This window comes from Duganella zoogloeoides (assembly GCF_034479515.1).
GTDB lineage: Bacteria > Pseudomonadota > Gammaproteobacteria > Burkholderiales > Burkholderiaceae_D > Rugamonas > Rugamonas zoogloeoides.
Genome location: NZ_CP140152.1, coordinates 1,863,306 through 1,877,182 on the forward strand (window position 1 = coordinate 1,863,306; position 13,877 = coordinate 1,877,182).

At 65.6% G+C, this 13,877-nt stretch carries 9 protein-coding genes and 2 tRNA genes; 3 read left to right on the forward strand and 8 right to left on the reverse strand.

From position 1 onward, the window contains the following. Window positions 1–13: 13 nt before the first annotated feature. The 3 genes from SR858_RS08280 to SR858_RS08290 all read right to left on the reverse strand — a co-directional run bounded on the left by SR858_RS08280 (window position 14) and on the right by SR858_RS08290 (window position 1,671). Complete coding sequence (locus tag SR858_RS08280; protein WP_019922281.1) at window positions 14–1,270, reverse strand: efflux RND transporter periplasmic adaptor subunit; 1,257 nt, start codon at window positions 1,268–1,270, stop codon at window positions 14–16. Between the two features lie 191 nt (window positions 1,271–1,461). Further along, window positions 1,462–1,537, reverse strand: a tRNA-Gly gene (locus tag SR858_RS08285). A 58-nt stretch (window positions 1,538–1,595) separates the two neighbouring features. Next, window positions 1,596–1,671, reverse strand: a tRNA-Gly gene (locus SR858_RS08290). A gap of 166 nt (window positions 1,672–1,837) precedes the next feature. On the opposite strand from SR858_RS08290, the gene SR858_RS08295 reads away from it, so the two are divergent. Beyond that, on the forward strand, window positions 1,838–2,764 hold the full coding sequence (locus SR858_RS08295) for a Gfo/Idh/MocA family protein (protein WP_019922282.1): 927 nt from the start codon (window positions 1,838–1,840) through the stop codon (window positions 2,762–2,764). A gap of 66 nt (window positions 2,765–2,830) precedes the next feature. Here SR858_RS08295 and SR858_RS08300 read toward each other — a convergent pair whose 3' ends face one another. Then, window positions 2,831–4,285 (reverse strand): pectate lyase family protein, encoded by a 1,455-nt coding sequence (locus tag SR858_RS08300; protein ID WP_019922283.1) that lies wholly within the window; start codon window positions 4,283–4,285, stop codon window positions 2,831–2,833. A gap of 339 nt (window positions 4,286–4,624) precedes the next feature. On the opposite strand from SR858_RS08300, the gene SR858_RS08305 reads away from it, so the two are divergent. Next, window positions 4,625–5,635, forward strand: a complete 1,011-nt coding sequence (locus SR858_RS08305; protein ID WP_019922284.1) for a glycoside hydrolase family 53 protein — start codon at window positions 4,625–4,627, stop codon at window positions 5,633–5,635. A gap of 45 nt (window positions 5,636–5,680) precedes the next feature. Here SR858_RS08305 and SR858_RS08310 read toward each other — a convergent pair whose 3' ends face one another. From SR858_RS08310 to SR858_RS08320, 3 genes are all read right to left on the reverse strand, one after another. After that, window positions 5,681–7,195, reverse strand: coding sequence for a chemotaxis protein CheW (locus SR858_RS08310; RefSeq protein WP_040377817.1), 1,515 nt, complete (start codon window positions 7,193–7,195; stop codon window positions 5,681–5,683). Window position 7,196: 1 nt separating this feature from the next. Next, window positions 7,197–8,924, reverse strand: coding sequence for a methyl-accepting chemotaxis protein (locus tag SR858_RS08315; RefSeq protein ID WP_019922286.1), 1,728 nt, complete (start codon window positions 8,922–8,924; stop codon window positions 7,197–7,199). 145 nt (window positions 8,925–9,069) lie between these two features. Next, window positions 9,070–9,951 (reverse strand): ZIP family metal transporter, encoded by an 882-nt coding sequence (locus SR858_RS08320; protein ID WP_019922287.1) that lies wholly within the window; start codon window positions 9,949–9,951, stop codon window positions 9,070–9,072. A 141-nt stretch (window positions 9,952–10,092) separates the two neighbouring features. Here SR858_RS08320 and SR858_RS08325 point away from each other — a divergent pair, with 141 nt between their 5' ends. Then, a complete protein-coding gene (locus SR858_RS08325; protein ID WP_322534526.1) occupies window positions 10,093–12,090 on the forward strand; it encodes a hybrid sensor histidine kinase/response regulator in 1,998 nt (665 codons plus the stop codon). A 114-nt stretch (window positions 12,091–12,204) separates the two neighbouring features. Here the strand turns inward: SR858_RS08325 and SR858_RS08330 are convergent, their stop codons facing one another. Next, window positions 12,205–13,848 carry a sensor domain-containing diguanylate cyclase gene (locus tag SR858_RS08330; protein WP_019922289.1) on the reverse strand — a complete coding sequence of 548 codons (1,644 nt, stop codon included), beginning with the start codon at window positions 13,846–13,848 and terminating at the stop codon, window positions 12,205–12,207. Window positions 13,849–13,877 lie beyond the last annotated feature (29 nt).

Sequence of the window (13,877 nt, forward strand, 5' to 3'; positions counted from 1 at the left end):
GTCGGACCGCCCCTTAGTGCGCGGCGGCAGGGGCGGCGGCACCGGTGGCGCCGGCTCCCGCAGCGGCGGGCGGCGTGGTCGCAGCACCGCCAGCAGCGGCGCCATTGGCCGCAGTGGCCGCAGCAGCCGGCGCCGCAGCGCGCACCTTGACCACGGCGCCCGGTTTGAGCTTCTGGATGCCGCTGGTGACAATCCGTTCGTTATCCTGCAAACCCTTTTCCACCAGCCAGTGGCCATCGACCAGCGCGCCGGTTTCGATGGTGCGTTGCACCAGCTTGTTGTCGGCGCCAACCAGCATCACGGTCGCTTCGCCTTGCGCGTTGCGGGTGACGGCCGGTGCCGGCACGCGCATCACGTCCGGGCGCACGCCCTGGCTCACCGAGGCGCGCACGTACATGCCGGGCAACAGCAGGTGGTCCGGGTTGGGGAACTTGGCGCGCAAGGTGACCGAGCCGGTGGCCGGATCGACGGTCACGCCGGAGAATTCCAGCGAGCCGGTGCGTTTATACGTGGTGCCGTCTTCGAGCTTGAGGGTGACGGTGGCGTGGTTGGCGCCGTCGAGCTTGAGCGCGCCGGCGGCGATATCGCGGCGCAGCGCCAGTCCTTCCACGCTCGACTGCTGCAAATCGACATACATCGGGTCGATCTGCTGGATCGTGGTGAGCAGGGTGGCCGAGCCGCCTTGGACATAAGCGCCTTGCGTGACCTGCGACACGCTGCTGCGGCCACTGATCGGCGCCGTGACGCTGGTGTAGCCGAGGTTGATCTTGGCGGTGGTGACGGCCGCCTTGGCCGACGCCACGTCGGCGGCGGCCTGCAATTGCGCCGCCTCGGCGTTGTCGAAAGCCTGCTTGCTGACCGCGTTGCCGCCGACGAGCACCTTGTAGCGGTCCAGTTGCGCGCTGCTCGACGTCAGGTTCGCCTGCGCCCGTTGCAAGGTCGCCTCGGCGCTAGCCAGTGCCGCGCGGTACGGTGCGGCGTCGATCATGTACAGCGGCTGCCCCTGTTTGACATCGGCGCCTTCCACGAAGCGGCGCTCCTGCACGATACCATCGACGCGCGCGCGTACCTCGGCCAGCAGGAACGGCGCCGTGCGGCCGGGCAGCTCCACCGTGAGCGGCACGCTGTCATGTTTGACGGCCAGCACCGTTACTTCGGGAACAGGCGGCGGCGCGGGTTTCTTGTCTTCACCGCAGGCGGCGAGGGTGAGCGTGACGGTGGTAACGGCAGCAGCGAGCGCGGAGCGGCGCGCAAGGGTGGTCAGGGGCATTGGTCGGTCCAGTTGGCAATATGGTCGTGGCGGTCGAAGTATTTCTGGTCGCACAGTACTATGCCGGGTGGGGGCTTAAATGGGCGTGTGCGATTGATTAAATTTAGTTAATGTAACTGCGACAGTCGCAAAAAGACATCACCTGATGGAAACAGGCGCGGATTTGATCGAATATGGGGGAGGGATAAAACTGGAGCGGGAGAAGAGTCTCGAACTCTCGACCTCAACCTTGGCAAGGTTGCGCTCTACCAACTGAGCTACTCCCGCATTGGAGTGAATTGAAAACTAACTATTTACTGCGCCAATCCAGCCTTCCGAAAAAAACTGGAGCGGGAGAAGAGTCTCGAACTCTCGACCTCAACCTTGGCAAGGTTGCGCTCTACCAACTGAGCTACTCCCGCATGGGGCGCTATTGTAGCAACGTTTTTTAAAAGTTGCCAGAGCAAATTGGCATATCGTTTTGGTTATGTATAACCATGCAAAAGTCATTGGTCCGGCATCGCGGCCTCACTTAGCATAGCGGTAGCTTGCATTACTGCGCCTCACTCACATCTAGAAAGAGACACCATGTCCGCTATCAAACTCGCCATCGTCGGCGTCGGCAAGATCGTGCACGACCAGCACTTGCCCGCGATTGCCGCCAATCCCGATTACCAGTTGATCGCCTCGGCCAGCCGTAACCATACCGTCGAGGGCATTCCCGGCTTTAAATCGATCGAAGAGATGCTGGCGCAGATGCCGGAAATCGAGGCTGTCTCGCTGTGCATGCCGCCGCAGTACCGCTACAGCGCCGCCCACGCCGCGCTCACTGCCGGCAAGCACGTGTTCCTGGAAAAGCCGCCTGGCGCCACCCTGTCGGAAGTGGCCGACCTCGAAGCGCTGGCCGTCTCGAAGGGCTTGACGCTGTTTACCAGCTGGCACTCGCGCTACGCACCGGGTGTGCAGCCTGCCAAGGCCTTCCTGGCCGAGCATGCGCCAAGCAGCATGCACGTGATCTGGAAAGAAGACGTGCGCCACTGGCACCCGAACCAGGAATGGATCTGGCAAGCGGGCGGCCTCGGCGTGTTCGATCCGGGCATCAACGCGCTGTCGATCGTCACCGAGATCCTGCCCGAGCGCGTGTTCCTGTCCGGCGCCAGCCTCGAGTTCCCGGACAACCGCGAAGCGCCGATCGCGGCCGACCTGCATTTCCAGAGCGCGGGCGAACTGCGCGTGCACGCTGAATTCGACTGGCGCCAGACCGGCAAGCAAAGCTGGGACATCCTGGTGGAAACCGCCAAGGGTCAAGTGAAACTGTCCGACGGCGGCTCGCGCCTGTGGATCAACGATGTCGAGCAGCCACTGGAGAAGGAAGCCGAGTACCCGTCGCTGTACCGCGTGTTTGCCGACCTGGTCAAGGCTGGCAAGTCGGACGTCGATGTGGCGCCGCTGCGCCACGTGGCCGATGCGTTCATGCTGGGCAAGCGCAAGGTCGTGGAAGCTTTCCACGATTAATCAACGTCGCAGCAGAAAATAACAACGGCCCGCGCTTTAACCACGCGGGCCGTTTTTCATCTCACATCACGGCAGCTTGCCCGCGCCGGCATTGGCGGGTACCGACGTCAACGTGGCCGCTGCCGTTTGCAGCGTGTAGGCGTAGGGCGGCGTCCACACGTTGTTGCCGGTCGGCGGCGCGTAGCCGCACTGGCCGTCGATGGCGCTGGTGCCCGACTTGTCGCTGGTGAAGATGTGGCCCGACGAGCGGAAGCCGATGAAGTCCTTGCCCTTGATCGCCTTGCCGCACACCTCCGTCACTTTCAGGCCGGTGAAGCTGTAGTAATGGTTCTCCAGCAGCATGTTGGAGCGATAGCGCGCGTCGGTACCGCCTTCGAACTTGACGTCGCTGTCCTTGGTGCTGGTGCTGCCGGCGATCAGGTTGTTAAACATGTGCACCTGGCCGTAGCGGTTGAGCGGCAGGCGCGTGTTGGCGCCGTCGTACCAGTTGCCCGAGAAGGTCACGTGCATGCGGCCCTCGTCGCTCCAGGCGCGCCCCGCATCGCCATTGCCGACCAGCGTGGTCTTGGCGTGCTTGTTGAAGACGTTGCTGGCGATGGTGACGTAGTCGCTGCCGCGCACCACGTCGAGCGCGCCGTCGTGGCGGGTCTTGTTGGTGGAGCCGGCCAGCGAATCGGGCGTGTCGCCGTCGCTGATCGACAGGTGCGAGATGTAGATATTCTGCGCGCGCGAGAGCGTGATGCCGTCCGCGTAGGCATTGGCCGAGTCTTCCGGGTTCACATCCCACGGCGTGTCGAAGGCGATATTGCGCACGATGACGTTGCGCGTCCAGGTAGGGTAGTCGTCGCCATCCTTGCCGTCGGCAATCCATTTTTTGAAGTCGGCCTGCTCGTCGCCAGTGGCGGTCAGCGCCAGTTCGCCGCCGATCAGAATCGACGTGCCGGTCATGCGCGCCGGGAGTCCTTGCGCGTCGTTGATGCCGACCAGCGTGGTGTTCGACGGCAGGCTGATCGAGCCGCCGAACTTCTGGTCGCGGTAGCTCGTGTACTCGCGGAACACGGTGTTGTTCTGGCTCCAGCGCAGGTCGATGTGGCCGACGACGCGGATGATCTTCGGCTCGTTGCCGGCCTGGTTGATGGCGGCCACCAGCTGCTGGCCGTTGTACACGGTGTACACGCGGTCGGCGCGCGCGGCGCCGCCGCCGGTCACCAGCACCGCGCCCTTGCGCGACCACGCGTGCCAGCCGTTCGATGGCGCCGGCTGGCGCTCGAAGGTGAGCACGCCGCCGGTCGGATCGGCCTGGGCGAAGCGCCATACCGGCAGCGCCGGCGCGGCCATGTAGTTGGCGGGCGAGTGTTTGCCGTCGGTGAGGACCGGCGCCGAATAATTGCGCACGCCGTACTGGGCGGTTTGCAGCGGCGTGCTGGCGCCGGTCAGGGTGGCGGCGTCGATGGCGGCGGATGCGTTGGCGGCAGCAAGCCAGCCTGCGGCAGCGGCAAGTAGCGTTAAAGCGAGTTTCATTGGTGTCTCCACTATTTTTATATAAATGATATGGACCGTTTTCGCGAGCATTGCGACAGCAGGGAAAACGGGAACGTTCAGCGCCGCGCATGGCGGAAACTGAAGCAGGCACCTTGCGTACCTGCAGCCTTAGCGACGAGGGCTTGGGGGAAGCCGAGGTCGGTCAGGTGGCGACGACCGGTGAATAGTAGTCCTGGGAAATGAAATACGCAACCGACAATGTTGGATTTGCGTCATGCGATTTCTGTATACATTTTCGTGGAAAAATGATTGGTCCCGCGACGCGCCCGTCCGTAGCATATCGCTAGTTTTACCCATACCAACATTCAGAGAGACGACATGAAAAACATCCTTCGCGCTGCGCTTGCCAGCCTGTTACTGGCTGGCGTACACCACGCCACCGCCGCCGAGCCGGGCACCTTCGCCAAGGGCGCCGACATCAGCTGGATCACCGAGATGGAAGACGCGCGCCGCAACATGCTCAACCGCGACGGCAAGCGCCAAAGCCTGCTCACCACGCTCAAGGAGCAGGGCATGGATTCGGTGCGCCTGCGCGTGTGGGTCAACCCGGTGGACGGCTACAACAACCTGCGCGACACGCTCGTAAAAGCCAAACGCGTCAAGGCGGCCGGCATGCGCCTGATGATCGACTTCCACTATAGCGACGACTGGGCCGATCCGGCCAAGCAGTTCAAGCCGGTCGCCTGGCAGAACTACAGCGTCGATCAGCTGGCCACCGCCGTGGCCGACCACACCCGCACCACGCTCACCGCGCTGCGCGACGCCGGCATCACGCCCGAGTGGGTGCAGGTCGGTAACGAGACCACCAACGGCATGCTGTGGCCCGAGGGCGAGGCCAGCAAGAACATGAAGAACTACGCGCGCTTTGTCACCGCCGGCTACGACGCAGTCAAGCAGGTATTCCCGCAGGCGCTGGTGATCGTCCATGTCGATAACTGCCACGACGGCGCGCAGTTCCGCTGGAACTTCGACGGCCTGGTCGAGAACGGCGGCAAGTTCGACATCATCGGCGCATCTTCGTACCCGACCACGGCCAAGAACATGACCTGGCAAGCCGCCACCGCCGCCTGCCTGACCACCATGAACGACGTCACCGCCCGGTACAAAAAACCGGTGATGCTGGCCGAAGTGGGCGCGCCGTGGGATCACCCGCAAGGCAAGACCATCATTGCCGACCTGCTGGCCAAGGTCCGCGCGGTCAACAACGGCATGGGCGTGGGTGCGTTCTACTGGGAGCCGCAGGCGTACGACTGGAAGGGCTACCCGATGGGCGCGTTCGATTACAAGGGCAAGCCGATGCCGATGCTTGATGCGTTCATGGAAAAGTAAGCCAGGTTGAGCCCGGCGGGCTGCGTATCCGCAGGGCTGGCCGCGCTAGCAGCCAGTCAGCTGGCTGCGCCGCGCCAGGTCCATGGTGCGGTAACTGGCCTGCTCGTGGGCGGTGCCGGTGGTGATGAATTCCACCAGTCCTGTTCCGGCCAGCGCCATGCGGTAGAGCTTTCCCGTGTTGGGCGGGATCAGCAGCGCCACGTGTTTCACCACGTAGCCGGTGCACCCATCCGTGTCACGCACAACGATGATGCGCGCGCCGCTGCCGGGGGGCGTGGGGGTGGCCGGCGGGCGCAGGTCCACCAGTGGCAATGCCTGGCCGCGCCAGGCGATGGTTGGCAGCAGGTGTTCTGCGGCGTCCACGTGGGTGGCTGCCAGCGCCAGGATTTCCTCGATCGGCTCGATGGGCGTGGCGTGGTGCTGGTCGGTCTGGAAGACGATGTAGGCGTTGCTGTTGAGGCGCTGCACTGCGGCCGTCGTTGCCACCGCGCCGGATGCAGGCGCGGTGGCGCGGCTGATGGAGGCTTCCGGTACGCGCGCCAGCAGTGCTGCGATGTCGATCACGCCGATGGCGCCGCCATCTGCGCCGATCACGGTGGTGACGACCGCGCCGGTATCCGTGCCCATTGCTGTGGTGGCGACCACGCTGCCGGCTGGACCGTCCGGGGCGGCGAGCATGCACAACTCGAGAGCCGCGTGTACCATCAAGCCCAGCGCCAGGTCGCCAAGTTCGACAATGGCCAGCAAGGCTGGCTGCGTATCGCCCGGCAGCCCCAGCAACCTGGCGGTATCGATCACGGCGACATTGCGGTCGCGCCAGTTGCAATAGCTGCTGCCGCCGGCCGGGCCGATGGCCCGCAGCGTCGGCAACCGGATCACCTGCGCCAGTTGTGCGGCGGGCACGGCGATGCGGGTGTCGCCGACGGCCAGCAATGCGTACAGGGCAGCCGCCTTCGCTGCGGCGACAGCGCCAGCGCCGGTGCCTGCGGGACCATCCCCACCAGCGCTCACCGCCGCTGACGCTTCATCGCCCGTAACGCCCCTGGCGCCAGTATCGCTGTCATCAGCGCCATCCGGACCATCAACTGCATCGCCCCCATGCCAGGCGCAAGCCAGCGCCAGCAGCCGTCCCACATCGAGCACGCTGATCACCCGGTCGAGTTCTGCGGATTTGACGACCGTATCGAATACCTCCTCGGGCGCGTCGTCGTGCAGCAGCCGCGTGGGCGCCGGCACGTTGGCCAGGCCCACCAGGGCATCGACGCGCAAACCGATGGTGCGCCGGCGATCGCCGAGGACCAGGATGCGCGCAGTCTTGTCATTTGCCTCTGTCGCACTGCCCACGTCCACCCACTGCGCCAGGTCCACCACCGGCACCAGCGTCCCCGCGTGCTCGGCCACGCCGCACAGCGCGCCCTGGCGGCGCGGCAGCGGGTGCAGGGCGCAGGCCAGCGGCAGCGCCTGCAGCACCGCCGCCACCGGCACGCCCACCGCCACCGCGCCGACCGTGGCCACTGCCAGTTGAACCGTCGGGGAGGCCTGCTCGCGCACGGCTGTCATGTCAGTGCTTGGGCGTGATGGTTTCGAGCTCGGTCAGCAGCGCCGAGGCGTCATGCGTGGCGTTCGCTTGCGCCGCGGTGGAGGCGTGGATCTGGCCAATCGATTCGCTGGTCCTGCCCACCGACCTGACGATGCGTTCGAACGCCGCTTCCACCTCGCCGGACAGGCGCGTGCCTTCATCGACGCGGTTGACCGTATCGTTGATCAGCTTGGCGATTTCGCGCGTGGCGACGGCCGATTTTTCGGCCAGCTTGCGCACCTCGTTGGCCACCACCGAAAAGCCGTAACCGTGTTCGCCGGCGCGCGCCGCCTCGATGGCGGCGTTGAAGGCCAGCAGGTGGGTCTGGCTGGCGATGTCGCTGATGGTGTCGATGATGTCGCGCACGTCGCCCGACGATTTCTGGATCGCCACGATGGCATCTGTCGAACGCGCCAGCAGCTTGCTGCCGTCGGCGGCCTCGGCCTGGGTCTGGCCCGCCAGGCCGGCGGTTTGCTGCGAGCCGTCGGCAATCACGCCGATCGAGCGCGTCAGGTCGGCCAGCACGCTGGAAATCGCCTGCACCTTTTCGCTGACCAGCATTTCGCGCTGCACCTGGTCGGTCACGTCCATCGCGAACTTGACCACCTTGTAGGCCTTGCCGTTGATGTCGAGGATGGGGTTGTAGGTGGCAAGTATCCAGATGTCGGCATCGTGCTTGCCGCGCCGCTTGAACAGGCCCGACTGGAATTCTCCCTGGCCCAGCGCGGCCCAGAAATTGCGGTACTGGGCGCTCTTGACCAGGTCCTCCTCGCAGAACATGCTGTGGTGCGCGCCCACCACTTCGTCCTCGGTATAGCCCATGGTGCGCAGGAAGTTGTGGTTCACCGACAGCACGTGGCCGCGCATGTCGAATTCGATCACGGCCTGCGAGCGGCCGAGGGCTTCGAGCTTGCCGCGCGACTCGGTGCTGAGCTTTTTCTGCTCGGTGATGTCGGTGGCGAATTTCACCACCTTCACCGGCTTGCCCTCGGCATCGAAAATCGGGTTGTACGAGGCCAGGATCCACACGTCCTTGCCGCTTTTGGTCACGCGCCGGTATTCGCCGGCATTGAACTCGCCACGCCCCAGCCGCTCCCAGAACGCCAGGTACTCGGGCGAGTGCACGAAGGCGCTGTCGCAGAAAATACGGTGGTGCTGGCCCTCGACTTCCTCGAGCGCATAGCCCATCACATTGAGGAAGTTGTCGTTGGCGGTGAGTACCCTGCCGTGCAGGTCGAATTCGATGATCGCTTGCACCCGGTTGACAGCGTCGCGCTTGCCTTTAAACTCGGCAGCAGCAATCTTCTGCGCGGTGATGTCGGTGGCGAACTTGATCACCTTGACCGGCTTGCCGTCCGGGCCCAGCACCGGGTTGTACGAGGCGGCGATCCAGATATCCCTGCCGCCCTTGGCGCGGCGCTTGAACTCGCCGGAGTGGAATTCGCCATCGCCCAGGTGCTGCCAGAATTGCTGGTACTCGGACGAGGCGGCGTAACCGGGTTCGCAGAAGATGCGGTGGTGCTGGCCGACGATTTCCTCGAGCGTGTAACCGACGGCGGCGAGAAAGTTTTGATTGGCGTGCACGATGGTGCCGTCGAGCTGGAATTCGATCACTGCCTGCACCCGGTTGATGGCGTCCAGCACCGACATGGCGGTGGCCAGCCGGGTTTCGTGGTCAAGGCAGGTCAGCTCTTGAGTGGAATTCTTCATCGTCAGTCTTTCATCAGTAAAGCGGGCGGTGCCAGTGTAGCGCCGGGCATTCACCTGCAAGAGCAAAGCTGACACGGCGACAACAGAAATTTGCCACGCCCGTTGTGTTATTGCATCAAAGTATTAACTTCCGAGCGCGAAGTCGTTATCCCATCGCCGTATCGAGCACCATCATGATGATGAAACCGATCACCAGCGAGAACGATGCCGTGCCGTAGTTGCCGCGGCGCTGGGCCTCGGGCACCACGTCGTGGCAGATCACGTACAACATGGCGCCCGCCGCGCCCGCCAGGCCCCACGGCAGCAGCGCGGCCGACGCTTCGATCATCAGGGCGCCGATCACTGCGCCGATCGGCTCCACCACGCCGGACAAGGTGCCCAGCGCGGCCGAGAACAGGCGGCCGTAGCCGGCCACGCGCAGCGCCATGGCCACCACCATGCCTTCGGGAATGTCCTGGATGGCGATGCCAGTGGTCAGTGCATTGGCCTTGCTCAGGTCCACGCCGGCGTAGCCCACGCCGATCGCCATGCCCTCGGGAATATTATGGATGGCGACCGCGCCGACGAACAGCCAGGCGCGCACCAGGGTGTTGGCGTTGTCGGACCTGGTGTTGTCGAGCACGTTGTCGGAACGGACCAGGCGTTCGAGCAGCATCACGATCAGCATGCCGATCAGGATGCCGCCGCCCACCATCAGGCTCGCTGCCATCGGCGTGTTGCCGGCGCCCTTGCTGGCGGCAATGGCGGGCAGCACCAGCGAGAATGATGTGGCGGCCAGCATGATGCCGCCGCCCAGGCCCAGCGCGGCATCGTAGGTGCGCGCCGAAAAACTTTGCGACAGCAGCACCGGCAAGGTGCCCACCGCCGTGGCGGCAGCCGCCCACAGGCCCCCGATCAGCGCATGATAGACCGGTGGCGGCATGGCGGCGAGGACACCGGGGCTGCGCACGAGCACCAGCGTGCATAGTCCGACGATCAGGGCGGCCGTCAGCAGGCGGCCCGGCGTAAAGGAACTGGATCTGAACATGAATTTTAAGATTGTCGAAAGTACACAAAGTGTACAGGGTCTGTGGCTGCGCGGCGCATCGGGATGCGCAATGGTGTGCGTGGCTTCGGCCGCAAACGTGCGGATGCTAGAATCACAAGGATAACATTTACCTGGCGCGCGATGACAGTTGAAACTTCCCTTGTAGTGCAGGCCCTGCCGTTCGCCATCCTCGTGCTCGATGCTTCGCCCGAGTTTGTCATCCTGCACGGTTCCGACGAATACCTGGCCGCCACCATGACGTCCCGCGCCGACGTCATCGGCCGGCCGCTGTTCGAGGCCTTCCCGGCCTCGTCCAGCGATGCCGACGGCCCCGATCGGCTGTGCGCCTCGCTGCACGAAGTGCTGCGCACGCGGCGCCTGCACACCATGGACTTGCAGCGCTACGATGTGCCCGACCGCAAGGGCGACGGTTTCATCGTGAAATACTGGCTGCCCACCAATCTCCCCGTGCTCGATGCGGACGGCCAGGTGGTTGCCATCATTCACCGCGTGTACGACATGACGGCGCTGGTCGGAGGCGACAACGCCTTGCCGCCCGGCGATCCGTCCGAGCATGTCAAGCGGTCGTTCGACGACCTCAAGCGCGTGATCGAAGTGGTCAAGGAGGGCGAGCGGCGCCGCACCGCCGCCGAGGCCCGCGCCACCGAGGCCGGCGAGCGGCTCGACCTGGCGGTGCAGGCCGGCGAACTGGGTACCTTCTACTGCCCGATGCCGATGGATAAAATCTACTGGAACGACACCTGCAAGGAACATTTTTTCCTGCCGCTCGACGCCGAAGTCGATTTCGACCTGTTTTATGCGCGCATCCACCCCGACGACCGGGCCCACACGCAAGCAGCGGTCGAGGCAAGCGTGCGCGACAAGCAAATGTACGATGTCGAGTACCGCGTGGTGGCGCCGGACGGGCGCGAACGCTGGCTGCGCGCCAAGGGCCGCACCTATTTCGACGCCCACGGTGCGCCCACCCGGTTCGACGGTATCACGCTCGACATCAGCCGCCAGAAGCAGGTGGAGGCCGAACTGTCGCGCAGCAACCGCCAGAAGGACGATTTCCTCGCCATGCTGGCGCACGAGCTGCGCAACCCGCTGGCGCCGATCAGCGCCGCCGCCGACCTGCTGGCCATCGCGCCGCCCGACCCGGCCCGCATCGCCCGCATGAGCGAGGTGCTGTCGCGCCAGGCGCGCCACATGTCCGGCATGCTCGATGACCTGCTCGATGTCTCGCGCGTTACGCGTGGCATGGTGGAACTCGACCGCGTGGTGGTCGATTGCAAGCACGTGGTGGCTGCCGCGCTGGAGCAGGTGACGCCGCTGATCGAACAGCGCGGCCACCGGGTGCATACCCACATCACCCACGAGGGCACGCTGGTGCTTGGCGACGAGAAGCGCCTGGTGCAGGTGCTGGCCAACCTGCTGGGCAACGCCGCGCGCTACACGCCGGTCAGCGGCCGCATCGAGGTTGCGCTGACCGTGGCCGGCAACAACGTGGTGGTCTCGGTGGCGGACAACGGCGTTGGCCTCGACCGGGAGCTGGTGCCGCGCATTTTCGAGCTGTTCGTGCAGGCCGCGCGCACGCCGGACCGCGCCCAGGGCGGCCTGGGACTGGGGCTGGCGCTGGTGCGCAGCATGGTCGAACTGCATGGCGGCCGGGTCGCTGCCGCCAGCCCGGGCGAAGGCCAGGGCGCCACGTTTACCGCGTGGCTGCCGCGCCACCAGGCCGCGCCCCAGGATGCGGCCCCGGTCGGCGGCCATCGCTTCGACGCGGCGCAGCCGCTGAAAATCGTGGTGGTGGACGACAACGTCGATGCCGCCTGGACCCTGGCCACCTGCCTGCGCGCCATCGGCCACGACGTGGTCGAGATCAACAGCCCGAAGGCGGCGCTGGCGCTGGCGCCCGAGCACGCGCCGGACGTGTTCCTGCTCGACATCGGCATGCCCGAAATGGACGGCCGCGAACTGGCGCGCCGCCTGCGTGCACAGCCGCACACGGCCAGCGCGCGCCTGATCGCCGTTACCGGCTACGCCAACCCGGAGGAAGCCGATACGCCGTTCGACCGTTACCTGGTCAAGCCGGTCGATTTTCCGGCACTGGCCCGCATGCTCGAACAGCCCGCCTGACGACGCCGCAGTCGCGGCGTTGCAGCGCCTTGCCGCAGCTGCGTCCGGTATTCGTCGCTGTGGCTTGTGCCTTGTGCCTTGTGCCTTGCGCTGAAGTCCGCGGCCGGCGCGTTGTCAGGCGGCCGGCCGGGAGATAGGGCGGCTCAGCGCCTTGTCCAGGTCGTGCACCAGCCAGCCGTTGCGGCCTTGCGCCTTGACCCGGTACAGCGCTTCATCGGCGGCCTGCATCACCTCGGCCGGCTGCGCATGGGCGATGTCGGCCAGCGCGATGCCGATGCTGGTCGTCATCGGCAAGGCCAGCGCGCCGATCTGGAATGGCGGCGCCATGGCGTCGATGATGCGCTGGCCCAGCACGCCGGCCTCGCCGGCCTCGTTGTATGACTCGACCAGCTCGAACACCACCACGAATTCGTCGCCGGCCAGCCGCGCCACGGTATCACTGGCGCGCACGCTGTCCGTCAGGCGCCGTGCGAATTCCACCAGCACCGCGTCGCCCACGGCGTGGCCATGGGTGTCGTTGACCGGCTTGAACTTGTCCAGGTCCAGCATCGCCAGGCCCACGCGCCGGCCATTGCGCTGGCCGCGCGCCAGGGCGGTCGGGAAGAAGGCGTCGAACAGGCGGCGGTTGTGCACGCCGGTCAGGGCGTCGGTGGTGGCGATCTGCTGCAAATCCTTTTCGAACTGGTCGCGGCGCTGGCTGATGGCGTGGAAGGCCCGGCTCAGCAATCCGAACTCGTCCTGGCGCTCCGTCTCCAGCACCGCCAGGCTGGCGGTGCCGCTGTCGATGGCCACCACGTGGTCGCGCAGGCGGTTCAGTGGCCTGATCAAGCGGGTGGTAATGATCCAGCCAAGCAGCGCGGCAAACGCGGTGATCAGCGTGATCGCCGCCAGCACCCGCAGCCGCACATTGGTCAGCGGCGCAAAAGCGCGCTGCAGCGGCCGCGAGACCGCCACCGTCCAGCCCACGCCGCGCAGGCGCTGGTGGACCAGCAGCGCCGGTTCGCCGCCATCGAGCACGTCGTCGCTCCAGCCGTCGGGCGAGGCCAGCGCGGCAGCGATCACGGCGCCGGTATCGTCGGGCTGGCGGCGCAGGATGAAGTCGCGGTCAGGATGATGGATGATGGTGCCGTCGGCGGCCACGATGAACAGGTAGCCGCCGGTCTTGGCGTCGAGCTCGCGCATCTGGCCCGAGAACGACGGCCGCACCAGGTCCACAGCCCCCACCAGGATGGCGACGATGCTGCCGTCTTCGGCCAGCATCGGCTCGGTGATGACCACCACCGGTTTGCCGCTCAGCTGGCTGCGAAACGGCGCCGAGATCAGGCCCGCGCCGCTGGCCATGGTGTCGCGAAAGTAGTCGCGCCCGGCGTAATTGCCCTTGCCGATGGTGCGCCGGTCGAGCAGGTTGGCGATCAGCTTGCCCTTGGTATCGAAGGCGGTGACGTTATAAAAATCATCGCGCAGCGAGCGATGCGCCTCGAGCAGCGCCTGGATCTGGTCGGGCCCGACGCGGTGGCCGGGCCGTTCCTCGGCCAGCAGCCTGAGCGCCTGGCGCTTGCTGTGCAGGTCGTTTTCGATGAAGGCGGCGGTGCTGGTCAGCATGGCCATTTCCTGCGCCGCCAGCAGCTGGCGCATCGACACATCGAAGATCACCAGCGATACCCGGCCCACGCCGATGGCGGCAACGAAGACCATGACGGCGACGGTGGCGGTGATCTTGAACTTGAAACTGTGAAAAAACGGGAGCAGGGGCCGCACGGATGATTCCTGGCGCCAGAGGCGCACAA